Here is a 21,833-nt window from a genome sequence, read left to right on the forward strand (position 1 = left end):
AAGGCCGCGCAGCGGGAAGTGGGACGAATCTCCCTGGCTCTTGCGCCTTGGACAAGTAGCAGCCGAGGCGCACTGGCGTGCCAATCGTTTGGCTTTGCCTGAGCACATTGAAGTCTCTTTTTGAAACAACTGAAAAAAATGGTAAAACGTCAGGCTGTTATATCAGCCCCAGGAAGTTGCACACCATGAAGCAGTTGAAATTGAAGTCGGATCTCACCGTCGGAGACATCATCGGCCACGGGATTATCTGGATCCTCTTGAGTATCGTCACGTTCGGCCTAGCGCTTTTCGTGTTCCCGTATTACATGCAGCGTTTCATCATCAGCCGCACTTCGGTGCTCGATGATTCTGGACGCCGTGTGGGCCGCCTGCAATGCACCATCGATCTGGCCAGCATTATCGGAAATATCGTCATCTGGGCGATTATCTCTATCGTCACTTTGGGCATCGGGTATCTGATCTTCCTGTACAAGATCAACGCGCATTGCATGAATCACACTAAAGTGATTGACGTCACACTTTGACTCCGACGCTATGCCGCAGACGGCCGCCTCCGGGCGGCTTTTTTGTTTCTGGAGAGCAGGTACCAGGGGAAAACTGCCCGCCGGGCTGCGTGGGCAGCGGCTGGCAGCGTCACGCGAGGCTGCGCGAGCCGTGCCGCGGTGCCATTCCTGATTGGTAACGCCGCGTAACACTTCCTCATCCAAAAGGACTATTCCCCAATAATCCTCGAAACCGCTCGTGGCTGTGGGCGATGAGGGGAGGGCCCATCCGCCCCGTCTGATGTTTGGCATGTGCTGATACCGAAGCTCGATCGGAGGAAGTTTCATGAAAAACAACGCTCTGCCCGTCGGCGTACTGTCTCGTTCGTCGCTGCTCCCCCTCCTGGCATTTCCTTGGGTATCGGTCGCTCAGATCACAATCGAAAGTGGGCAGACGGTAACCGTTCCGGGAACTCAGGCTTCTCCTTGGAACATCAACAGTCCCCTCCTGGTTGGAAATACGGGCGCCGGCACGTTGAACGTGTTGGGTGGCGGTCTGGTGAATAGCCCGGATGCTTACCTGGGAGGTGTTTTCGGTGGCGCCGGGGTGGTGTCGGTGACCGGACCAAACGCGCGATGGGAGGTGTCCGCCAACAGCCTGAGCACGCTGAATGTCGGCTGGAGCGCGGCAGGGACTCTGACGGTTGCCAGCGGTGGCGTGGTCCAGAGTCAGCGCGCCGTTCTCGGGGAATTCGACGATGGCGTAGGCGTTGTGAACATCACCGGCGCCGGATCGCAATGGATCAACAACCAGCTGCTCTACGTCGGGATGTCGGGCGAGGGACGTTTGAACATCTTGGACGGGGGCTACGTTTCGACGGGCTCGGGATCCATCGGCGTCGTTGGCGGCAGGGGAGACGTCACGGTCCGCGGGGCCAATTCCCGGTGGCTTTCAGGATCGCCCATTCAGATTGGCTCGTTCGGCACTGGCAGCTTGACGATCTCGGATGGCGGGCAGGTGATTGCCCCGGGCGCGGTGATGGGGACGACAGCTTCCGGGATCGGCAAGCTTGTCATCGGCAGCGATGTGGGCACTGCACCGGTCGCGCCTGGCACGCTGGAAACCACGCGCGTTGCATTTGGCCCGGGCGACAGCCGGGTGATTTTCAATCACACGTCTTCCGGTTATGTGTTCGACGCGACGATCAACAACGGCGCCAACAATGCCGCGGGCTCCAATACCGGATTGGTCGGGGGCGGGCGGTTGGAGGCGATGGCGGGTCGCACCATCCTGAATGCGGACCACGGGGACTTCTCGGGCGCCGCGCGAGTAGGCGGCGCGGGCATTCTGCAGGTCAATCGCGACCTGTCGGGCGCGGCGATGCAGATTCTCTCTGGCGGTACGTTGGAAGGGCGCGGACGGGTGGGCAGTGTCGTCAATGCAGGCACCGTATCGCCCGGGGCCTCGTTGGGCACGCTGACCATCAGCGGGAACTACACGGGCGGCAGCGGTTCGCTGTTGCAGCTGGAGACGGTGCTTGGCAATGACGCGTCGCCTACCGACAAACTGGTCGTGACGGGCAATGTCGTGGGCAGTACCGCCGTCAAGGTCACCAATCTGAATGGCAGCGGGGCGCAGACGGTAAATGGCATTCGCGTCATTGAGGTCGGCGGCGCGTCGCCTGCGAGCGCGTTCAACCTTCGGGGCGATTATCGGGCCGAAAACGGTCAGCAAGCCGTGATTGCCGGCGCGTATGCGTACACGCTGCAACACGGCGGCAGCAATACGCCCACGGACGGTCACTGGTATCTCGTATCCGAATTCAAGGAACCGGAGACGGCTCCCGAACCGGAGCCAGGGCCGGGACCTGATCCAGAGCCCGAACCCGAACCCGGGCCGGGCGCGCCGGTGGAGGAAATTCCCGGCAGTCCCGAAGCGGGGCCACGCTATCAGCCTGGCATACCGCTTTATGAGCAGTATCCCCAGGTGCTCGCTTCCCTCAATACGTTGCCGACGTTGCAGCAACGCGTCGGAAACCGGTTCTGGCGGACGGACGGTCAGCCCGCGGCCGAGGACAAATTCGGGGGGTGGGCCCGCATCCAAGGCGCCACCAGTTCGATGCGGCCGGCACAGTCGGCGACGAAGTCGAGCCGGGATATCGATCTGTGGAAGCTGCAAACGGGCATTGACGTCGTCGCAAACCGCCAGCCCGATGGTTCGATGTTGGTGGCTGGCGTCAATCTTTCGCATGGCAACGCGTCGGCCGATATCGCGTCTCCGTATGGCCGGGGCAAGATCGACACGACTGGCACGGGCGTGGGCGCCAGCCTGACGTGGTACGGCGTCAGCGGGTTCTACGTGGACGGACAATTGCAGGCCATGTGGTTCGACAGCGACATCTCGTCGCGCACGATCGGGCGCGACGAGGTGAAGGGAAACAATGGAAACGGCGTCGCCATCTCGGTGGAGACAGGCTATCGCCATGACATCGGCAAGGGCTTTTCGCTGACGCCGCAGGCGCAGTTGATACGCTCTAGAGTCCACTTCGACAGCTTTACGGACCCGTTCGGCGCCAAGGTGCGGCTTGACGATGGCGACAGTCTGATCGGACGTCTGGGCGTGTCGCTCGATTACGAACCTGAACGCTCCATTGCGAAAGGGGCGGCCGGGCAAACGCATGTGTACGCCATCGCCAATCTGTACAACGAGTTCATGAATGGCACGAACGTCAACGTGGCGGGCGTGTCATTTCGAAGCCGGGACGAGCGGCTGTGGGCCGAACTTGGCGTTGGCGGGACCTACCAATGGAACAAAGGGCGCTACGGCGTTTATGGAAACCTGAGCGTGGCCGGCGCGACCAACAACATGAGCGACAACCACTCCGTGGGCGGCATGATCGGCTTTCGCGTGCAGTGGTAGGGGGGGAACGTACCTGCCAGCAGGAAAGCGTCTCCAAATGGAAGAGCGCCCCAGCTCAAGATGAGTCTGAGGCGCTCCTGCCCGGCTTCGCACGCGATGGGTGTCAGACAGCCCGGCAACTCCAATCTACTGCTCGGACTTCAGCCCGGCAATAGGGGAAACCCTTGCCAAAAAAAGGGTGGGAACGTCATTGGCGCAGGACCTTTGAGGCACGCACATGCGTCAAGGGGGCATGCGCGGATTTGTCCGTCTCGGCATCCACGAATTGTCCGCCCGCCGCCCGCTGGCGACACTGGCCTCCACGTTCAATGCACGGGAGAGCAGATATGTGGGGGCATCGAAAGCGCCAACTGGGACAGGGGATGACGGAGTACATCGTTGTCGTCGCGCTGGTCGCCGTGGCGGCGATCGCGGTTTATCAGTACTTCGGACAGGTCGTGCGTGCGCAGACGGCAGCCATGGCTCGCGAGCTTGCCGGCGAAGACGGCAGCACGCAATCCAAAGCGGCGCAGCAGGCGGCCCAAAAGGCGGCGGCCCAGACCAAGGCGCGGTCGCTCAAGTCATTTACCGGCAACGCCGAGATCGCGAATTGAACGCGCCGCCGTCCATGTTCGACGATCAACAACGGGGCCAAGCCCTGGTCCTGGGTTTGATGGTCGCTGCCGTCGGCGTGGCGTCGCTCGTCGTCCTGTACAACGTTGGCCAGACGGTCGAAGCGCGCAGCCGCCTGACCCACGCCGCGGATGCGGCGGCCTATAGCGGTGCGCTCATGCAGGCGCGCGCGCTCAATGCCATCGCCTACGTGAATCGCAGCCAGATCGCGCATCAGGTTGCGATGGCGCATCTGGTGACGCTAGGGGCGTCGGCGCAATACCTCGATGCGTTGCAATCGCAGCGTCGGCGCGGCAATCCGCCAGCCGGCCTGATCGCGATGCTATTCGGGCCGGCTGCCGGGGCGTCCTACCAAGGGGCGCAGGCCCCTCCGGGCGCCGAAAGCCGTCTGGCGCGCGCGTTCGCGCAGCATGATCGCGTCGTGCATCAGGTGCTGGAAGCCGCGGCGCGAGCGATTGCTGGCGATTTCATCATGTCTCGGGATCGTGTCATGCGCGAGGTGCTGGCTGCCAATTATCCCGCGTTTGGCAAGACTGGCCAGGACGCTGCATCCGGGGCTTCGCCGCTGGATCTGCGTGTGTTGACGGACGGCTGGCCGGGTTTCACGGAGCGCCAAGCCGCCACACGCAAGGCCGGCCTGCGGCCGGCTATTGAAAACGCAGCGGCCCGCTATGGTTTCCTGGACCGCCGCAACACGACGCTACGCAACCCTTGGGTGGTCAGCACCCGGTGTCCGTGGCTTAGGCACGAACTCCGGCGGCGCGGCTCGACCTGGCTTGGGCCGGATGGCCATTGGGGCGCGTTGGACACGCAGTCCTACCATGCCCTGCGCTCGAACCGCTGGATTGGCTGCTACTTCCGCGAATACGCGATGGGGTGGGGCACCGTCCAGGGCAATAAAAGCCGTGCGCCCGACGACGTGGAATTCGTCGAAGATCCGCCCGCAGACTTTTCGCAGGAAGACTTCTGGCGATGGGTGGAGCACGCCACGTCCTGGAACATCTTTGACGGAGCCAACAACCCCATGGCGAACTCCTACGCAATGGCTGGGGTGCGCCGGTGGCCCGGGGGCGGCTTGCCGGCCTACCGGGAAGTCGCGGCCAAGCGTCTTGCCGATCCCTTGCGTTTTGCCGTGGCGGTCGGCCTGCAATCGTCCGTGGTCAAAACTACGGACGCCAGCAGCGCTGTATCGGCGCCGATCGGTCAGTTTCGATATGCCGCACTGGGCCGAACGGGCGCCATCACGGTCAGCACGGCTGCCGAGACCTACTTTTCCCGGCCGGAGCGGCGCGCCGACGGGCGCCTGGAGCTCGCCACGCTTTTCCGGCCCTATTGGCAGGCTCGCCTTTCCGCAGTCACGCCGCAAGAGGAAGCATTGGCCAGGAGGGTGCCGTGATGCAAGGCGGATCAAACGAACAAGGACAGGCGGTGGTCGAGGCGCTATTGATGTTGCCGCTTTTGACCGTGTTGCTGTGGGCGGTCTCGGATATCGGCGCAATGCAGTTTTCGGCACAGCGCACGACCCAGGTTAGTCGTCAGGCCGCCATGGCGGCGGCGTTGGGGCAGCCGGTCGCGACGCTTCGCGCGCCGGCGCGGATGGACGTGGAAGGCAGCGCGCAACGCTGGCTTGGATCTTCCGTTGCGGGGGGCAGCGCGTTGCAGGATGAATGGTTTGGCGCGGCAATGCGTCTGCTGTCCGTGCAAGTGCATTCGCTGCCGCCGCCGGGCAATGTCATGTTTGGACTGCCGGTCTCGCGTCACCTCAGCGTGGCAGCCGATGCGGGCTATGCGCATGGCGACGCGGATGCGCAACGCCGTATTGGGGCATCGCCAACGGGCTGGTTGCAAGCGAGCCGCACCTCGCAGGCTGAGGCGGCAAGGATGCAGCGTCCCGTCAGCCAGGCAGAGGCGCCGTGGGGGCGGCCGGCGCTGTCGCGGGATTGGCTTTCCGCCTGGGCGGATGTGCTGCCTGGTGATCGGCTTGGCGGGCGTGCGGAGGGCGGAAAATGAATCTTGTCCGAAAAGTGTGCGAAGGGCAGGGCATGCGAATCCGTCCTGCCTTGCTTGCAGTCGGCATCGGGCTGTGCGGTGTGTTGATGCTGTTGCCCGAACGCGCGGGCGCATCAGGCGGCGTGTCCAGCCTGGAGCGCCTGCGGCTTCCCGAAGGCGCCTTGCGAGAACGCATGGCTGATCGGTTGTGGCTGCACGGCATGCCCGCGCAAGTGTGGGTGTTCGATGCGCCCCAGCGCCCATCGGCCGTGGCCAGAACGCTGGCCGCGCAGCAACCTGCGTTGGCGGATCTGCACGTGCTGCCGGGGCAACTCATCCTGTCCGGCCGCGTCGGCGATGAGCGTTGGGTGGCCCAATTGGAAAACGCGGGCGCGGATCGTACCGTCGGCAGCCTCTCGGCAATTTCTGTGCGTGCGGCTCCCTCCGCGCATCTGCCGAGGTGGCTGCCCAACGGCGGGCGCGTCAGGTCGGACGTTGCCGTGATGGAATCCGGCGTCAAGGTTTCCGACCGGATCTGGCAGTACACATTGCCGCCTAACAAGCTGGCTGAACTGCTTGATGCCGCGTTGCGGCGTACAGGATGGCGGCCGCAGGGCGACCCGGATAGTGAGGGGGCCGCGATGGCGGCGTCAGCGGCCACCGCGGGGCGAGGCGCGCCCTCCGCAGGCGCTGGCCAATGGTGGGCGCGTGAACGGGAGCGGATGAAGCTCTGGCTGGTGCCTGTGGAAGGCGGCAGCGGGCTGCGAGCCCTTGGGTGGGCGCCATGAAGCCCTGGATCATTCGCGGCGCCGAGCGGTTGCGCCGTACCGGCGTGTATGGATTGGCGGTGCTGGCGGGCCTGGTCGCCGCATGGGCCGTGCGCGAGCACGTCCAGCAGCGCGTGCAGGCGCTGGAAGCCGAGGCGCAGACGCCGCTGGTCAGCCGTCTTGTGGCGGCCTATGACCTGCCGGCCGGCACATTGCTCGAAGAGGTGCATCTGGCCGTGCGCAAGATCCCTCAGCCCTGGGCGCCTGGCGCCAGCGTCGACCCGATGGAACTGGGCAGCGTGCTGGGCGCAACGCTACTTGCCGATCTGGCGCATGGAGACCCCTTGCTGAGAAGCTTCATGACTTACGACCCGCCGCAGCCTTCGCTGGCCGCGCGGCTTGAAGCGGGGCAGCGCGCGTTCACGGTCAACGCGGCGGACCTTGGCGGGCTTGCAGACATGCTCAAAGGCGGCGATGCCATCGATATCTACGTGACGTTCAATCATCGCCAACGCGAACTCACCGTCCCGGTGCTGCAGGGCATGCGAGTCCTGACCGCCATGAGCGACGACGGCGCGGGCAACATCACCCTGGCCGCGACGCCTGACCAAGCCATGCGGTTCATTGCCGCGCGGCAGGCTGGGGTGCTGACCGCAATGCTGCGTCATCGCGACGACGCCGCGTCCGTAAACCCCGTTGCACGAAGCGATCTGGCTTCCCTCATGGGACTGGACGCCGAACCCAAGCCCGTGCCCGGTGTCGCCATCGTTTACGGTGATCGCCTGGATGCACAGGCAGGCTTTGACGCGGAGCGGCCATGAACCGAATTCAACGCTTGCTCGCCATCGTGCTGTGCCTGTGCAGCCTGCCTGCATGGTCGAACACGCAGACGCTGGAACTGCAAGTCGGCGAAACACGCGTGTTGCCGCACCCCGGCGTGCGGCGAGTCGCCATCGGCAATAGTCAGGTAGCCAGCGCCGTGGCGGCGGAAGGGCGCGAGGTCGTGGTGTTTGCGCGAGCCGAAGGCGTGTCGTCCGTGCATGTGTGGGCAGGACGCGATCGCGTGGCAGCCTACGAATTGCGTGTGGTCCCTGCCGGCACGCCACAACTGCGCGAGGAGGTCCAGATTCTGCTCTCCCGGATCCCGGGGGCGCGCAGCTCGAACGTGGGCGGCCGCATCGTCATCGAAGGCGATGACCTGTCCGACGATGATCGCGCGCGCATTGCGGCGCTGGTGGACCGGTATCCGGACGTCGTGGATTTCACGGGTCAGGTCGGATGGGACCGCATGGTGCTGCTGGACGTGCAGGTGGTCGAGATTCCCACATCGCGGCTGCAGGAGTTCGGCGTGCGCTGGGATGGCATGACGCAGGGTGGCCTTAATGCGGGCCTTGCTTGGGATGGGGGATCGCGCAGCCGCATGACACGCCCTGGCGAGCAGATCATCGAGACGGCCGCGCCGGTCGCGTCGGCCGCGGGCTACTTCGGCGTCAATGCGCTGCTTTCGGCGCGCATTGCCGCGCTGGCGCAAACGGGTGAAGCCGTAATGCTTGCGCAACCGCAGCTGCTGGCGCGCAGCGGCGCCAGTGCGACGTTTCTCGCCGGCGGGGAAGTGCCCTATGCCTCCACGGATGCACGGGGCAATCCCACCACGCTGTTCAAGCCCTATGGCGTGTCGCTGAACATCACGCCTCGGATCGATCGCAATGGGGTCATCCGGTCCTTGATCGAGGTGGAGGCCAGTTCGGTCGATACGTCGCTAAGCCTTCCCGGCGGCCCGGCGCTGCGCACGCGCCGCGCGTCCACCGAGTTCAACGTGCGGTCGGGCAACACGCTCGTCATCGGCGGGTTTCTTTCGCGTGAGCAGGGCACCGATGTCAGCGGTCTGCCGGGGTTGCGCAACATTCCGATCCTGGGCGCGTTGTTTTCCTCAACCCGCTATCAACGCCGCGAGACCGAACTGGCGATCTTCGTGACGCCCAAGATCGTGTCGCAAGCAGAGCCCGCCATGGCCGATCGCATACGCCGCGGGCGAGAGACGCTGCAGGCGGCGTTTCCCGATCCTCCCCGCCTTGGGACGGCGGTTCCGTCGGACGCGATCGGTTGGGATCCCTACTCGGGCGCGGGGTCCCAGTGGGGACAGACATCTGCCGAGGCCGATTCACCTTTTCCGGAGGGGCGCGATGCTCAACGTTGAACTGACCATTGAACTGACCATTGAACTGACCTTCGAGGACGCCGCGCAGCAACAGCTCACGCTGCGCGCGCCGGTGCTGATCGGAAGGGGCGTTCAGTGCGGATTGCGGATTCCCACCTGGAGAGTCGGGCGTCAGCACGCGCGGCTTCTGTGCGAAGCGGATCAAATCGTCCTGGAAGACCTGGGCACGTTGGCAGGCACGATGGTGAATGGGGTGCGGATCGTGCGGCATGCGCCGGTACAGCCTCAAGACGAGATCCTGATCGGGCCTTGCAGGCTGCGCGTGTCGATGCGGAAAGCCGTGGCCGCCTCGCCTCTTGACGGTGCGGATGCGGTGTCATCAGACCCGGTTCAACCGGAAATCCGGTCGATGGGCGATGACCGGGGCGTTGCGCCGCCAGTTGTTCCGCCCTGCGCCCCACATCGGCTGCACGACCGTCGACGTCTCCACGCGGCCCTGCTGAGCGCGCTGGACCTGAGACGGCGCGACGTGGCGGGGATGAGCGACGGGATGCTTCGTGCCGAAGCCGAGCGCCTTCTGGTCCAGATCGTTGCCACGGACGCCGAACTTGCGCCCCATGCGGACAAGGCGGCGCTGTGCCGCGAGGTGCTCGACGAAGCGGTTGGGCTCGGGCCGTTGGAACCCTTGCTTGCGGCCCCCGACATCACGGAAATCATGGTCAACCGCTACGACGAAATCTATGTCGAGCGAGCCGGGCGCTTGTGGCGGGAGCAGGCCGCATTCACCAGCGAACAGTCGGTGCGCTGGGTAATCGAACGCATCGTCACGCCCTTGGGGCGCCGCATCGACGAAAGCTCGCCGATGGTGGACGCTCGGCTGCCCGATGGCTCGCGGGTCCACGCCATCATTCCGCCGGTGGCAATGAAGGGTGCCAGCCTGACCATACGCAAGTTTCCGCAGCGTCGCCCGCAGATGCCCGATCTGATTGCGCTGGGCGCGCTGAGCGACGCGATGTCGCAGTTTCTGGCTTTGTGCGTACGGATGCGCAAGAACCTGGTCGTTTCCGGGGGGACGGGGGCGGGCAAGACCACGCTGCTGAACATCCTGTCGAACGAGATTCCGGACGGCGAGCGCGTGGTCACGATCGAAGACGCTGCGGAATTACGGCTCAACCATGCGCATCTCGTTGCGCTGGAGGCCCGGCCGGCCAACCAGGAAGGAAGAGGCCGAATCGACATCCGCGAACTGGTGCGCAACGCGCTGCGCATGCGGCCTGACCGCATCGTCGTCGGCGAATGCCGGGGCGCCGAGGCGTTCGACATGCTGACGGCCATGAACACGGGCCACGAAGGGTCCCTGACGACGCTGCATGCCAACTCTCCGCGCGATGCGTTGGCCCGGCTGGAGTCCATGATTCTCATGGCAGGGCTTGACCTGCCGCTGTCCGCGGTCCGCGAGCGCATTGCCGCCAGCGTGGACGTGGTCGTGCAGCAGGCACGACTGGCGGACGGCCGCCGCGTGGTCACGTCGATCGTCGAAGTGGCGGGCATGGAAAGCGGCCGCATCCAATTGCAGGACTTGTTTGGGTTTGACCGCAGCCACGGATTTCGGGGATGCGGCGCGCTGCCCGGCTTTGCGCGCGATTGGGCCGATAAGGGCGTGAGCCTGGACGCCACCTGGTTTTCGGATTTGGCGGGCCAGGCGCCGGGCGTTGCGTCCTTTGCGCAGGGCTTGCCATGATCTGGCTTGCGGCGGCGGCCGCGATGCTGTGCGCGGGGTTGCTGGCGTGGCGCGCACAGAACTGGTTTGCGCCCGCGCTGCGGCGATACCGCGAGGTCTACACGCAGGATGCGGGCGTGCGGTTGAGCGAGGTGTTCCTCTTCATCGACCCGCGCCAACTGTGGGCGGGCGCCATCATCTGCGGGGTTGCCGCTGCGGCGGCCGCGTTCTCGGCCACCGGAAGCGCGTTGCTCGCGGCCATGTTCGCGCTGGCGGCCTCGCGCCTGCCAAGGTCGGTCGTTGACGGACTGCGGCGGCGGCGTGCGCGGCGCTTTGAAACGCAATTACCGATGGCGCTGTTGATGCTGGCGTCCGCGCTGCGGGCTGGCGTGGCCATGACGACTGGCCTGCGCCACGTGGTGGAACAGAGCAGCGCGCCGCTGGCGCAGGAGTTCGGCCTGATGCTGCGCGAACAGCGTCTTGGCGTGCCATGGGAGGTTGCGCTTGGCAACCTGCAGGCCAGGATGCCGGCCGATTCGACCTCGCTGGTGGTGGCTGCCATGCGCATCGCGGCAACAACCGGCGGCAACCTGGCCGAGGCCCTTGAAAGCATCGCGCAGACACTGCGGGCTCGCCTGCAGTTGCAAGCGAAGCTGCTTGCGCTGACCTCGCAGGGGCGGCTGCAAGCCTGGATCGTGGGCGCGCTGCCCTTGCTGCTGCTGGCGGTGCTGGACCGGCTGGAGCCCGACATCATGAGTCTGTTGTGGCATACGCCGACGGGATGGGGTGTCCTGGCCATCGTGGCGGTGCTGGAGACGGCGGGCGTGCTGCTGATCCGGCGGATCATGCGGATCGATATCTGAAAGGGGGCGGCATGTGGCTTTATGTGGGCATGGCGGCGACGGCGGCGGGAACGGCCTGGCTTGCGTGGGTGTTGTTGTGTCCGTTGCTGCGGCAGGAACAGAACGCCGAGCGTGCGATGCCGTGGTGGTGGCGCGCCGCATGGCCGTGGATCGTGGCGGTGGCGCCGTTGGCGGGTCCCCTTTGCGCCTGGCGCTGGCGGCTGCGGCTGAACCGGGCAATAGCGCGGGCGGCCTTGCCGCCAGGAGTCGGGTATGCGCACATCGCGGCGTTGTGCGGTAGCGCGGCCGCCGCTGCCGGTGGCGTGGCCGGCGCCGTGGCGGTGGTGCTTGCTGCACCCGGCTCTGCGTCGTGGGTGCTCTGGACGGCTGCGGCGGCGCTGGCCGCCGGGGTGGCGCCGGCGGCGTGGTTGAAAGGCCTGGGCACGCAGCGGCGCCGCGCCATCGAACGGGACTTGCCCTTCGTGTTCGACATGATGACGTTGTGCGTCGAGGCCGGACTGAGCGTGCAGGGCGCGCTGCATTTGGCGGCGCAGAGCGGGCCGCCTGGCGTGCTGCGCGACGCGCTGGCGGATGCGCTGGCCGAGATGCGCGCCGGCGTTTCCCGAACCGCCGCGATCAAGACCTTGGCCGAGCGCAGCAACAGCCCGTTGGCGCGCAATTGGGCGGCGGCCCTGGCGCAGGCCGAGGCACTGGGAGCGAGCTTGGGGCCGGTCTTGCGCGCGCAGGCGGCGCAGTGCCGCAGCGACCGCCACACGCGGGCCGAGCAACTGGCGATGCAGGCGCCGGTGAAGATGCTGCTGCCGTTGATCGGTTGCATCTTCCCTTGCACTTTCATCGTGCTGGCGTTTCCGATCGCGATGCAGTTGCTGCAGAGCGTGCAATGAGCCGCGCCGCGCTATTGCGCCAAGGGCGCCTGCGGCTGTTGATGGTAAAGCGGTGGTGGGGTCGGATGCGCGGGTTGCTGGGGCGGGCCCCGCCCGGGCCGCGCACAGGGGTGATGCTGATTCCCTGTGCCGCGGTGCATACCTTCGGCATGCGTTATGCCATCGACGTGGCGTTCATCGGCCGGGACGGCCGGGTTGTGCGATTGCGCCGGGCGCTTGCGCCGTGGCGGGTGGCGTTATGCCTGCGCGCCGTTGCCGTTGTCGAGATGCGTGCTGGAACTATTGATGCCGAACACGGAGGTGTAGGCCGGATAGAAGCTGCAGTAAAGCACGCCACCGGCGGCAATGTTGAACGGAATCTGCAGCGTGCCGGCCATCTGCGGCGACAAGCCGACGGCGACCAGCAGCCCGGCGCACAGGTCGATGAACAGAAAGACCATGATCCAGCAGACCCCGTAGACCAGGAACGGCAGCTTGTTGCGCCAGCAGGCAATGCCGGAGAAGAACAGGGCCTGGGTCAGGCGCAGGCCGTGCCAGGCGACCAGCACGGGTGCATGCCAGAACAGCGCCGCGATCACCACGTAGCAGATCGCAAACAGCATCAGCGGCACGGCCATGGCTGACAGGATCGGTTCCATGCTTTTTTCGACGGAGGCGATGCGCATGCCTTCCATCATGGCGTCGGAGAAGGGCAGGAAGATGACCAGGCCCATCACCAGGCAAAGGCCGGCATACAGCACGCCCATCAGGAAGAGCTTGCGGAATACGCCCGGCTGCTTCAGCGGCTTGCCCCACATGGAGGGCAGCATGATGCGATCGGCCTCGACATGTTTGCACGCGGACAATGTCATCAGCGTGATGATGGGCATCAGGGCCACGACGAGCATCGGGCCGACCGGCGGCGTGGCCGACGCAAAGACGACGAGCAGGCTGATGGCCATGGCCCAGGTGAACATGGCCAGGGGCTGCTTGCGGAACAGGCGGAATCCGTCGCGGACCCAAAGCCAGCCGGACGTCGCGGGTAGAAATGCTGCTTGCATGGCTCTCTGAAGGGGGAGATCTTTCAAAAAGGGGGCGCTATTCCCATTATGGGGGGCGTAGCGATTACGGCAAGACGGGCAGTTCCGAGCGGTGGCGCGCTTGCAACACTCTTTCGAAGTGGCGCGGGTCGTGCGGCTTGAGCGTCTGCGCGGGGCGGGGCAGGAAGAAGTCATACAGCCTGGACAGCCAGAAGCGCAAGGCTGCCGCCCTGAGCATCTGGGGCCAGACTTCGCGCTCGGCGTCGGTGAAGGGGCGAACCGAGGCGTAGGCGGCCAGCCAGGCCTGCACCAGCTCCGGGATGAATTCGCCGGTGTCGCGCTCGATGCACCAGTCGTTGACGCTGACTGCCACGTCGAACAGCCAGGTGTCGCAGCCCGCGAAGTAGAAGTCGATGATGCCGCCCATGAGCGGATTCTCGAACGTGCCTGCAAACAGGACGTTGTCGCGGAACAGGTCGCAGTGGGCCGGTCCGCTTTGCAGGGTCTGCCAGGCGGGCGTCTTGACGGCGGCCTGCTGCGCGGCCAGTTCCGAGGTCAGCAGCTCGGCCTGGGCCGGGCTGAGAAAGGGCATGACCTTGGGTGCCGTTTCCAGCCACCAGGAAAGCCCGCGCAGATTGGGCTGGTGGATCGGGAAGTCCCGTGCCGCGACGTGGGCGCGGGCCAGCGTGGCGCCGGCGAGCGCGCAGTGGGCGGGACCCGGGGCGGGTTCGTAGCCGCCCGGCAGGCGCGACACGATGGCGCAAGGCTTGCCGTGCAGGGTGGTCAGCCGGGTGCCGTCGCGCAGGGTCTGCGGCTGCGGCACCGGGATGCCGCGTTCCGCCAGGTGATACATCAATTCGATGTAGAAGGGCAGTTGGGCGTGCGTCAACACCTCGAACAGCGTCAGGACATATTCGCCACGCGTCGTGTGCAGGAAATAATTGGTGTTCTCGATACCCGCCGTAATGCCTCGAAGCGAGACAAACTCGCCCAGATCGAAATGCGCCAGCAGGGCGCGCGCGTCGTCATCGGATACGGGGGTGAATACGGCCATGGATCTTCGGTATGAGGGTTGAACGGACGCGCGCACAGGCGTGCAGGGTTGCGGCGCCGCAATTTTAGACCACATGGCGGGCGGGCTTCGGCAGCGGTTCGGCCACGGGTGCCCGGGCCCGGCGGGCACAATGTCGCCAAGCACCGTAAAATACCGCATCCCCTTGTTTTGTAGAGTGATTCTTGGACTCCCCCGACTGGCGGCTCTGCGTCGCCCCGATGATCGACGTCACCGACCGCCATTGCCGGTACTTTCACCGGCTGCTGGCGCCCCGTGCCCGCCTGTACACCGAAATGATCACGACCGGTGCGCTGCTGCATGGCAATGTGGCCCGCCACCTGGACTTTGACGAAGCCGAGCATCCGGTCGCCTTGCAGCTTGGCGGCAGCGAGCCCGATGCGTTGGCGCATGCGGCCAAGCTTGGCAAGCAGTGGGGGTATGACGAAATCAACCTGAATTGCGGCTGCCCGTCCGAGCGGGTGCAGAAGGGTGCGTTTGGCGCCTGCCTGATGGCCGAGCCGGCGCTGGTGGCCGACTGCATGAAGGCCATGCAGGACGCCGTGGATATTCCAGTCACGGTCAAGCACCGCCTCGGGCTGGACTACGACGAATCCTACGAGTTCGTGCGCGACTTTGTCGGCAAGGTCTACGACACGGGTTGCCGCGTGTTCATTGCGCATGCGCGCAACGCGGTGCTCAAGGGCTTGTCGCCCAAGGACAATCGCGAGATTCCGCCGCTGCGCTACGACGTGGTCGCGCAATTGAAGCGTGATTTTCCGGATTGCACGTTCGTGCTCAATGGCGGACTGGCCGATGCCGGGCAGTCGGTGCAGGCGGCCGAAACCTTTGACGGCGTGATGCTGGGCCGCGCCGCCTGGCATACGCCGCGCGTGTTGTCCGAGGTTTCCATGCAGCTGTGGCCGTCGGTGCGGTTGCCCAGCGATGCGCAGGTGGTGGACGCCATGACGGAATACGCCGCGCGGCAGGTGGCCAAGGGCGTGCCACTGCGCGTGATGACGCGTCCGATGCTGGGGCTGGTGAACGGGCAGTCGGGCGCAAGGCGCTGGCGGCGGATGCTGTCGGATCCGGCCCTGCTGGCCGCGAATAATCCGGAACTGATTTATGACGCGTGGCGCAGCCAGCGTCATGCGCCGGGCTCGCGCGATGCCACTCGCGAGGCCGCGCCCGCCGGGATGTAGATCCGCAGCCGGCGCCGCAACGGCGCCGGCGGGCTCAGGATTGGGCCGGTTCCGCGCTTTCGGCGGGCCAATCGCGGATGTAGGCCTTCAGCATGTTGTTTTCAAACTGCTGGGCCGCGACGATGGCCTGCGCCATGTCGTAGAACGAAATGACGCCCATCAGGGTGGGGCCGTCCATGACGGGGATATAGCGGGCGTGTTTTTCCAGCATCAGGCGCTGGACTTCGTCGGCGCTGGTGTTGGGCGAAACGCTGACCGGCGCGTCGTCCATGATGGATCTGATGGTGGTATCGCCGGCGCCGCCATGCTCGTGCATGTGGCGAATGATTTCGCGGAACGTGAGCATGCCGGTCAACGTGCCGAATTCCATGATGACCAGGGAGCCGATATCCTGCTCGCTCATGGTTTGCACGGCCTGGGCCACGGGCATGTCCGGCGACGCCGTGTAGAGCGTATCGCCCTTGACGCGCAAAATCTCACTGACCTTCAACATCGGTATCTCCTGGGGGCGGACTGCGCCCTATGCTTTGCTATTTCTTGTTCGCTTCCAGTTGCAGCACTGGTGCGACGCCATTTCCGGTATTTTGCGCTTCTCCGCAGAGTTCTTCCAGCGTTGGCGTGGTTTGCGGCGAATTTACGGACGATGCGATGCGCAGGATGTCGGGATCGTTGCGCACGCGCGGCTGGCTGCGGTCCAGCAGGAAGCGATCCACGACCGGCGCCAGCGAGGTCTCGCGCGCATCGCACGTCAGCATCCAGTTGTCTTCCGGGCTGCGGGTGGCCAGTCCCATCGCGCTCAGCGTTTCCAGGACTTCGTTGAGCTCGTCCTGGTGCAGCCGCAATTCCGAGGCCAGCAAGCTGGCGGACACCCCGCCCGGCGTGGAAAGCTGCGCTTGGCGCAGCGCGCGCAGGGCGTCCAGCGCGTCGACGAACGAAGCGCCCGGGTAGCGATTGATGTGCCAGCGGCCCAGCCGGATGAGCGGCGCGCTGGAGGCAAGCGTTGCGCCCAGCAAGACGGCCAGCCAGGACAGGTAAATCCACAGCAGGAAGATCGGGAGGGTGGCGAAGGCGCCGTAGATGACCGTGTATGTGGGAAACCGCGTCAGGTAGAAGGCGAACGCGGACTTCATGATTTCCAGCACGATGGCCGTGACGCAGCCTCCGATCAGCGCATCGCGCCACAGCACCTCGCGGTTGGGCACGACGACGAAGAGCGCCGCAAAGCCCAGGCCGGTGAGCACCAGGGGGATGAACGAGACGGCCACGCTGATGACTTCGGGCACGTCCTTGATTAGCCCCAGCGATTCGCGCGCGACGAACGAGGTGGCCCACAGGCTGGCGCCGGCCAGCACGGGGCCCAGCGTGATGATGGCCCAGTACACCAGCGCCCGTTGCGGCAGGGGGCGCTGGCGCGAGACGCGCCAGATGTCATTGAACGCCTGGTCGATCGTCATGATGAGCAGCAGGGACGTGACCAGCAGGAATGCCCCGCCAATGGCGGTCAGGCGCGAGGCCTGGTGCGCGAACTGGTTCAGGTAGTCCATGATGTTGTCCGAGACGGACGGCGGCATCAGGCTGGTGGTGAGGAAGTCCTCGAGGGCGACCCGGAATTCCTGGAACACGGGAAACGCCGTGAACAGCGACAGCACCACCGCGAGCATGGGAACGATGGCGAGGACGGTGGTGAAGGTCAGGCTGGAGGCGACCTGCAGCAGCTTTTCTTCGTTGGCGCGCTGGACGACGAAACGAAATACGCGTCCGGTCCTCGCGACCCGGGAAATGCGCGAGGTTGGTCGTTCTTTGACCGCCGGCGTAGCGGCGGCGGGCTCGGCGGGGCGATTCATCAGGCGATAATAGCAGCATGAATCCCGAACTCAACCCCCGCCTGCGCCTCGTGGCCTCGGTTTCATTGTTTGCCCTGATCGTGCTGTGCGTCGCCTGGGAAACCGTGGTGGCGCCTGTGCGGCCGGGCGGTTCCTGGATGCTGCTCAAAGCCTTGCCGCTGGCGTTCCCGCTGCGCGGCATCGTGCGCGGCAATCTCTACACCTACCAGTGGGCGGCCATGCTGTCGCTGCTGTATCTGATGGAAGGCGTGGTGCGCGCCATGTCGGATCCGGCGCCGCTGTCCGTCCTGATGGCGTGGGGCGAAATCATCCTGTCCACCACGTTTTTCCTCAGCGCCATTTTCTATGTGCGGCCCGCCAAGCGCGCCGCCCGGAGGCAACGCGCATGACCGCCCTGTCCCTGTCCGAATTGCAAGCCGTCAACTCGTTTGCGGCCCTGCCCGAGACCTTCTACACCCGGCTGGCGCCGCGGGGGCTGAACAATCCCCGCCTGCTGCACGCCAATTCGCAAGCCGCCGCCCTGATTGGCCTGGATCCGTCGGTGCTGACCACCCCCGAGTTCCTGCAGGTTTTTTCCGGCGCGCAGCCCTTACCGGGCGGCGATACGCTGGCTGCCGTCTATAGCGGCCACCAGTTCGGCGTGTGGGCGGGGCAATTGGGCGACGGACGGGCTCATCTGCTGGGCGAAATCCAGGGGCCCGCGGGCGCCTGGGAACTGCAGCTCAAGGGCTCCGGCATGACGCCGTATTCCCGGATGGGCGACGGCCGCGCCGTGCTGCGATCGTCGGTGCGCGAGTACCTGGCCAGCGAGGCCATGTTCGGGCTGGGCGTGCCGACCACGCGCGCCCTGGCATTGGTCGTGTCCGATGATCCGGTCATGCGCGAGACCGTCGAGACGGCAGCCATCGTGACCCGGATGTCGCCCAGCTTCGTCCGGTTCGGCTCGTTCGAGCACTGGTCGTCGCGGCGTCAGCCCGACCTGCTCAAGACGTTGGCCGATTATGTGATTGACCGCTACTACCCCGAGTGCCGAGACGTGCGGGCGGGCGAGCCCGCATCCGAGACGGCGCCATATGTGAATCTGCTGCGGGAGGTCACTCGGCGTACGGCATTGCTGATGGCGGATTGGCAGGCCGTCGGGTTTTGCCACGGCGTCATGAATACCGACAATATGTCCATCCTGGGACTTACGCTGGATTACGGCCCGTTTGGTTTCATGGACGGTTTCCGGCTGGGGCATATCTGCAACCACTCGGATGCCGAAGGACGTTATTCCTGGAACCGGCAACCTTCCGTGGCGCTTTGGAATCTGTATCGGCTGGGCGGCAGCCTGCATATGCTGGTGCAGGACGCCGATGCCTTGCGTGCCGTGCTGGATGAATACGAAGCCATTTTCACGCGCGCCTTCCACGACAAAATGGGCGCCAAGATGGGATTGGCGGCTTGGCAGCCCGACGACGAGGCGCTGCTGGATGATCTGCTCAAACTGATGGACGCGAACCAGGCTGATTTCACGCTGACGTGGCGGCGCCTGGCCGATGCGATACAAGGCCAGCGCAGCGGATTTGAGGATTTATTTATCGATCGGCCCGCTGCCGGCGCCTGGCTTGACCGGCTGATTTCCCGTCATGGCCGGCAGGGCAGGTCGGCCGCGGACACGGCGGCCGCCATGAATGGCGTCAATCCGCTGTATGTACTGCGCAATCATTTGGCCGAACAAGCAATTCGCGCGGCCAAGGCGGGCGATGCCAGCGAAATCGATACCCTCATCAAACTGCTGCGCAATCCCTATGTGGCGCAGGACGGTTATGAACGCTACGCCGGTTTGCCGCCGGATTGGGCTGGCGGAATCGAAGTGAGCTGTTCGTCCTGAGGGCGATTTTGCGATATTGTCGGTGGCATTATTCTGGCTGGGAGCCCAGCATTAAGAAAAAGCCTGGGTAAAAAGGTGAAATATCGCCGTTTTTTTCACTGCAATCATTCGTTTCTATTGTAAAAGTCGTAAGATTGCCGGCTCGGGGGCATTTTTTCTTGCGTGGGCGCTCCAGGGTTTTCGTCGACAATTTCAAGGTAAAGCACTCTGAATATGCCTGGTGCAGATGGTTTGCTATGTATTGGTCTACTTGAGGACGACGCCGATTTCCGCGAGGAACTGGCGCTGGGCCTGGGCGGCTATGGCTTTCGCGTGGCGTTTGCTTGCGACAATGCGGTCGCGTTCTACCGCCGGCTGCAAGAGCAGCCCTGCGACATCGTCATCCTGGACGCCCATCTTCCCGGCGAAGACGGTTTTTCCGTCGCGACCCGCCTGCGCGCCCTGAGCCCCGTGGGCATCGTCATGCTGACGGGCCGCAGCGCCCTTGAGGACCGCGTCCGCGGCCTGGAAGGCGGCGCCGACGTCTACATGACCAAGCCGGTGGACCTCCTGGAACTGAGCTCCGTCATTCGCAGCCTGGCGCGCCGCATGCGTCTGGCCAAGGCGCCGCGTCCGGCCGATGCCGAAACGCGCGCGTCGGCGGACACGAACTGGTCGTTGCAGGATGGCGGATGGATTCTGGTGGCGCCGGACGGCGCCTCGCTGCACCTGAGCGCGCAGGAACGGACGTTCCTGGTGGCGTTGATGGACGCCGCGGGCAGCGCCGTCAGCCGCCAGGCGCTGGCCGAACTCTTCCTGCCGGACAGCCCGGGCGGGTTTGAGTTGCGGCGTATCGACGTGCTGGTGAGCCGTCTGCGCGCCAAGGCGCAAAGCGCGGGCCTGAAGCTGCCGGTGTTGTCGGTGCGCGGCCAGGGCTACGTGTTCGCGGCCTGATCCAGGCCGCCGCCCGGGCGGCGTCTAGGCCGTCGGGCCGTTTGAGGGCAGGGTGATGACAAAGCGCGTGCCCACGCCCACCTTGCTCTGCATCGTCAGCGATCCGCCCTGGCTTTGACAGATGCGCCGGGCCAGATACAGCCCGATCCCCATGCCTTGGGTTTCGCGATGCGCTGACCGCCGAAAGCGCGGCTCGAAGATGCGGGCCTGTTCTTCTTCTCCGATGCCGGGACCACGGTCCACGACGGCCGCCCAGGTCATGGGTGTTTCGCCGATGCGCGTGTGCCCCGTTTCGATCCGCACCGGCTCGTTGGCCGGCGAATACTTGATGGCGTTGTGGATCAGGTTGCGTACGACCACGCTGGTGAGCGGCCGATCGCAAAAGACCGGTTGCGGCGCTTGCGCTTCAAGCACCAGCGCGTGCGCGGTATCCGGTCGCATGGCGTTCACCACGTCGCGCACCAGATCGGCCATGTCGGTCTGTTCGCCGCGGGGGCTCCAGGCGTGTTCCTCGAGGCGGTCCTGGTTCAACAACTGGTCCATCAGTTCGGTCATCCTTCCGACCGAGCGGTGAATGCGCGCCAGCCGCGTGTCCACGGTTTCGCCGCTGTCCGACAGAATCATGTCCAGGGATTGCGCGGCGGCGCTGATGGTGGCGAGCGGCGCGCGCAGCTCGTGCGAGATCAGTGCGTTCATCTGCCGCTGCGCGTCCAGCGCGCCGGCCAGTTCCGCCAGCCGCAGTTCGCCTTGCGCCAGATGTTCGGCGTCCGAACCGGCGCCTGTCTTGCTGGCGGACGCGGCGGTATTGGAGGCGTCCAGGGCAACCCAGAGCAGCGCGCCCGACACCAGCATCAGCCTCAGCACTTCCATGCCGGCGTCCGCGGCGTCCGCGCCGCCGGCGTGCCAGGCGTCGTGTCCCAGAACCCAGGCCGATACGGCATAGGCAAGCGCCAGCGTCAGGCTGGCCGGGCGGCCGGCGCGCTGCCGGATCGCGCTGGCCAGAAACCAAATCGCCAGCGGCACGCTGAGCGCGGCGCACACGCCGGCGATGGAGGCGGGCAGCACGCCGGATTCGGTTTCGTACACAAAGATCAGCGCCAGGGCGGCCACCCCGGACAGCAAGATGCTGATCCACCGGCATGCGGCGCCCAAACCGGCCGCCAGGCGTGATCCCTGCAACAGCGGCGCGGTCAGGGCAAGCAAGGCGGCGTAGGACGCGGCCTGGAGCGCGCCGGGCGGCATCAGCTCGGGCAAGGAGCGGAACAGTCCTTCGAGCAGCGCGAAGATCATGCCCGCCGCGAACAATGCGTTGCGGGTGTGCGCCCAGGCCACGCCGCACGTCACCGCGCAGGCGATCGCGACGCCCGCAGTCAGGCCGGCGGGCAGGCCGTCGTAGCCGGCATTCAGTCCGTAGGCAAGCGCATGGGCAGGCCAGAAAAGGGCGCATAGCAGCAGGCCGAATCCCGGCCAGACGGATGTCCGGAACACGCCGGGACGGCTGGGGCGCAGGTGGCGA

The 21,833-nt window shown here is 65.5% G+C and carries 20 protein-coding genes; 15 read left to right on the forward strand and 5 right to left on the reverse strand.

Annotation, left to right across the window (positions count from 1 at the left end):
* The first annotated feature begins 185 nt into the window (after positions 1-185).
* The 11 genes from V6V88_RS08900 (at position 186) to V6V88_RS08950 (ending at position 12,395) form a co-directional block, all read left to right on the forward strand.
* The gene (locus V6V88_RS08900; RefSeq protein WP_179688745.1) at positions 186-524 is read left to right on the forward strand and encodes a DUF6693 family protein; all 339 of its coding nucleotides are present in this window, start codon (positions 186-188) and stop codon (positions 522-524) included.
* A gap of 304 nt (positions 525-828) precedes the next feature.
* Positions 829-3,402, forward strand: coding sequence for an autotransporter outer membrane beta-barrel domain-containing protein (locus tag V6V88_RS08905; RefSeq protein WP_338618894.1), 2,574 nt, complete (start codon positions 829-831; stop codon positions 3,400-3,402).
* A 326-nt stretch (positions 3,403-3,728) separates the two neighbouring features.
* The gene (locus V6V88_RS08910; protein WP_280002033.1) at positions 3,729-3,995 is read left to right on the forward strand and encodes a hypothetical protein; all 267 of its coding nucleotides are present in this window, start codon (positions 3,729-3,731) and stop codon (positions 3,993-3,995) included.
* A gap of 14 nt (positions 3,996-4,009) precedes the next feature.
* Positions 4,010-5,410 carry a pilus assembly protein TadG-related protein gene (locus tag V6V88_RS08915; RefSeq protein ID WP_338618899.1) on the forward strand — a complete coding sequence of 467 codons (1,401 nt, stop codon included), beginning with the start codon at positions 4,010-4,012 and terminating at the stop codon, positions 5,408-5,410.
* Entirely contained in the window at positions 5,410-6,024 is a 615-nt protein-coding gene (locus tag V6V88_RS08920; RefSeq protein ID WP_338619561.1) for a TadE/TadG family type IV pilus assembly protein, read from the forward strand. The genes V6V88_RS08915 and V6V88_RS08920 overlap by 1 nt, the downstream gene beginning before the upstream one ends.
* A 32-nt stretch (positions 6,025-6,056) precedes the next feature.
* Entirely contained in the window at positions 6,057-6,791 is a 735-nt protein-coding gene (locus V6V88_RS08925) for a hypothetical protein (RefSeq protein ID WP_155721939.1), read from the forward strand.
* Positions 6,788-7,591: a Flp pilus assembly protein CpaB gene (cpaB, locus tag V6V88_RS08930; RefSeq protein ID WP_280002026.1), complete on the forward strand. Its 804-nt coding sequence runs from the start codon at positions 6,788-6,790 to the stop codon at positions 7,589-7,591. Before V6V88_RS08925 ends, cpaB begins: the two co-directional genes overlap by 4 nt.
* Entirely contained in the window at positions 7,588-8,967 is a 1,380-nt protein-coding gene (locus tag V6V88_RS08935; RefSeq protein ID WP_280002025.1) for a pilus assembly protein N-terminal domain-containing protein, read from the forward strand. Before cpaB ends, V6V88_RS08935 begins: the two co-directional genes overlap by 4 nt.
* Entirely contained in the window at positions 8,954-10,669 is a 1,716-nt protein-coding gene (locus V6V88_RS08940) for an ATPase, T2SS/T4P/T4SS family (RefSeq protein WP_280002024.1), read from the forward strand. Before V6V88_RS08935 ends, V6V88_RS08940 begins: the two co-directional genes overlap by 14 nt.
* Positions 10,666-11,511, forward strand: a complete 846-nt coding sequence (locus V6V88_RS08945; protein WP_280002022.1) for a type II secretion system F family protein — start codon at positions 10,666-10,668, stop codon at positions 11,509-11,511. The genes V6V88_RS08940 and V6V88_RS08945 overlap by 4 nt, the downstream gene beginning before the upstream one ends.
* An 11-nt stretch (positions 11,512-11,522) precedes the next feature.
* Positions 11,523-12,395 (forward strand): type II secretion system F family protein, encoded by an 873-nt coding sequence (locus V6V88_RS08950; RefSeq protein WP_062841910.1) that lies wholly within the window; start codon positions 11,523-11,525, stop codon positions 12,393-12,395.
* Between the two features lie 236 nt (positions 12,396-12,631).
* On the opposite strand, the gene V6V88_RS08955 is transcribed toward V6V88_RS08950, so the two are convergent.
* Complete coding sequence (locus V6V88_RS08955; RefSeq protein ID WP_056315756.1) at positions 12,632-13,435, reverse strand: BPSS1780 family membrane protein; 804 nt, start codon at positions 13,433-13,435, stop codon at positions 12,632-12,634.
* A 64-nt stretch (positions 13,436-13,499) separates the two neighbouring features.
* Positions 13,500-14,468 carry a homoserine kinase gene (locus tag V6V88_RS08960; RefSeq protein ID WP_062841908.1) on the reverse strand — a complete coding sequence of 323 codons (969 nt, stop codon included), beginning with the start codon at positions 14,466-14,468 and terminating at the stop codon, positions 13,500-13,502.
* 218 nt (positions 14,469-14,686) lie between these two features.
* On the opposite strand from V6V88_RS08960, the gene dusA reads away from it, so the two are divergent.
* Positions 14,687-15,667, forward strand: a complete 981-nt coding sequence (gene dusA / locus V6V88_RS08965; RefSeq protein WP_263293064.1) for a tRNA dihydrouridine(20/20a) synthase DusA — start codon at positions 14,687-14,689, stop codon at positions 15,665-15,667.
* Positions 15,668-15,701: 34 nt separating this feature from the next.
* Here dusA and V6V88_RS08970 read toward each other — a convergent pair whose 3' ends face one another.
* Together V6V88_RS08970 and V6V88_RS08975 are read right to left on the reverse strand one after the other, a co-directional pair.
* Complete coding sequence (locus V6V88_RS08970) at positions 15,702-16,160, reverse strand: CBS domain-containing protein (protein WP_062841907.1); 459 nt, start codon at positions 16,158-16,160, stop codon at positions 15,702-15,704.
* 37 nt (positions 16,161-16,197) lie between these two features.
* Positions 16,198-17,511, reverse strand: coding sequence for a YihY family inner membrane protein (locus V6V88_RS08975; RefSeq protein ID WP_062841906.1), 1,314 nt, complete (start codon positions 17,509-17,511; stop codon positions 16,198-16,200).
* Between the two features lie 17 nt (positions 17,512-17,528).
* On the opposite strand from V6V88_RS08975, the gene V6V88_RS08980 reads away from it, so the two are divergent.
* The 3 genes from V6V88_RS08980 (at position 17,529) to V6V88_RS08990 (ending at position 20,317) form a co-directional block, all read left to right on the forward strand.
* On the forward strand, positions 17,529-17,900 hold the full coding sequence (locus tag V6V88_RS08980) for a DUF2069 domain-containing protein (RefSeq protein WP_056315766.1): 372 nt from the start codon (positions 17,529-17,531) through the stop codon (positions 17,898-17,900).
* Positions 17,897-19,384 (forward strand): protein adenylyltransferase SelO, encoded by a 1,488-nt coding sequence (locus V6V88_RS08985; protein WP_062841905.1) that lies wholly within the window; start codon positions 17,897-17,899, stop codon positions 19,382-19,384. The genes V6V88_RS08980 and V6V88_RS08985 overlap by 4 nt, the downstream gene beginning before the upstream one ends.
* 213 nt (positions 19,385-19,597) lie before the next feature.
* Complete coding sequence (locus tag V6V88_RS08990; protein WP_043518814.1) at positions 19,598-20,317, forward strand: response regulator transcription factor; 720 nt, start codon at positions 19,598-19,600, stop codon at positions 20,315-20,317.
* Positions 20,318-20,341: 24 nt separating this feature from the next.
* On the opposite strand, the gene V6V88_RS08995 is transcribed toward V6V88_RS08990, so the two are convergent.
* Positions 20,342-21,805, reverse strand: coding sequence for a HAMP domain-containing sensor histidine kinase (locus V6V88_RS08995; RefSeq protein WP_230965020.1), 1,464 nt, complete (start codon positions 21,803-21,805; stop codon positions 20,342-20,344).
* Between the last annotated feature and the right edge of the window lie 28 nt (positions 21,806-21,833).

It is taken from the genome of Achromobacter sp. E1, assembly GCF_037039475.1.
GTDB classification, from domain to species: domain Bacteria; phylum Pseudomonadota; class Gammaproteobacteria; order Burkholderiales; family Burkholderiaceae_B; genus Achromobacter; species Achromobacter mucicolens.

Coding starts and splice junctions, on each gene's coding strand:
- V6V88_RS08900 (WP_179688745.1), top strand. CDS start 186: ATGAAGCAGTTGAAATTGAAGTCGGATCTCACCGTCGGAGACATCATC.
- V6V88_RS08905 (WP_338618894.1), top strand. CDS start 829: ATGAAAAACAACGCTCTGCCCGTCGGCGTACTGTCTCGTTCGTCGCTG.
- V6V88_RS08910 (WP_280002033.1), top strand. CDS start 3,729: ATGTGGGGGCATCGAAAGCGCCAACTGGGACAGGGGATGACGGAGTAC.
- V6V88_RS08915 (WP_338618899.1), top strand. CDS start 4,010: ATGTTCGACGATCAACAACGGGGCCAAGCCCTGGTCCTGGGTTTGATG.
- V6V88_RS08920 (WP_338619561.1), top strand. CDS start 5,410: ATGCAAGGCGGATCAAACGAACAAGGACAGGCGGTGGTCGAGGCGCTA.
- V6V88_RS08925 (WP_155721939.1), top strand. CDS start 6,057: ATGCGAATCCGTCCTGCCTTGCTTGCAGTCGGCATCGGGCTGTGCGGT.
- cpaB (WP_280002026.1), top strand. CDS start 6,788: ATGAAGCCCTGGATCATTCGCGGCGCCGAGCGGTTGCGCCGTACCGGC.
- V6V88_RS08935 (WP_280002025.1), top strand. CDS start 7,588: ATGAACCGAATTCAACGCTTGCTCGCCATCGTGCTGTGCCTGTGCAGC.
- V6V88_RS08940 (WP_280002024.1), top strand. CDS start 8,954: ATGCTCAACGTTGAACTGACCATTGAACTGACCATTGAACTGACCTTC.
- V6V88_RS08945 (WP_280002022.1), top strand. CDS start 10,666: ATGATCTGGCTTGCGGCGGCGGCCGCGATGCTGTGCGCGGGGTTGCTG.
- V6V88_RS08950 (WP_062841910.1), top strand. CDS start 11,523: ATGTGGCTTTATGTGGGCATGGCGGCGACGGCGGCGGGAACGGCCTGG.
- V6V88_RS08955 (WP_056315756.1), bottom strand. CDS start 13,435: ATGCAAGCAGCATTTCTACCCGCGACGTCCGGCTGGCTTTGGGTCCGC.
- V6V88_RS08960 (WP_062841908.1), bottom strand. CDS start 14,468: ATGGCCGTATTCACCCCCGTATCCGATGACGACGCGCGCGCCCTGCTG.
- dusA (WP_263293064.1), top strand. CDS start 14,687: ATGATCGACGTCACCGACCGCCATTGCCGGTACTTTCACCGGCTGCTG.
- V6V88_RS08970 (WP_062841907.1), bottom strand. CDS start 16,160: ATGTTGAAGGTCAGTGAGATTTTGCGCGTCAAGGGCGATACGCTCTAC.
- V6V88_RS08975 (WP_062841906.1), bottom strand. CDS start 17,511: ATGAATCGCCCCGCCGAGCCCGCCGCCGCTACGCCGGCGGTCAAAGAA.
- V6V88_RS08980 (WP_056315766.1), top strand. CDS start 17,529: ATGAATCCCGAACTCAACCCCCGCCTGCGCCTCGTGGCCTCGGTTTCA.
- V6V88_RS08985 (WP_062841905.1), top strand. CDS start 17,897: ATGACCGCCCTGTCCCTGTCCGAATTGCAAGCCGTCAACTCGTTTGCG.
- V6V88_RS08990 (WP_043518814.1), top strand. CDS start 19,598: ATGCCTGGTGCAGATGGTTTGCTATGTATTGGTCTACTTGAGGACGAC.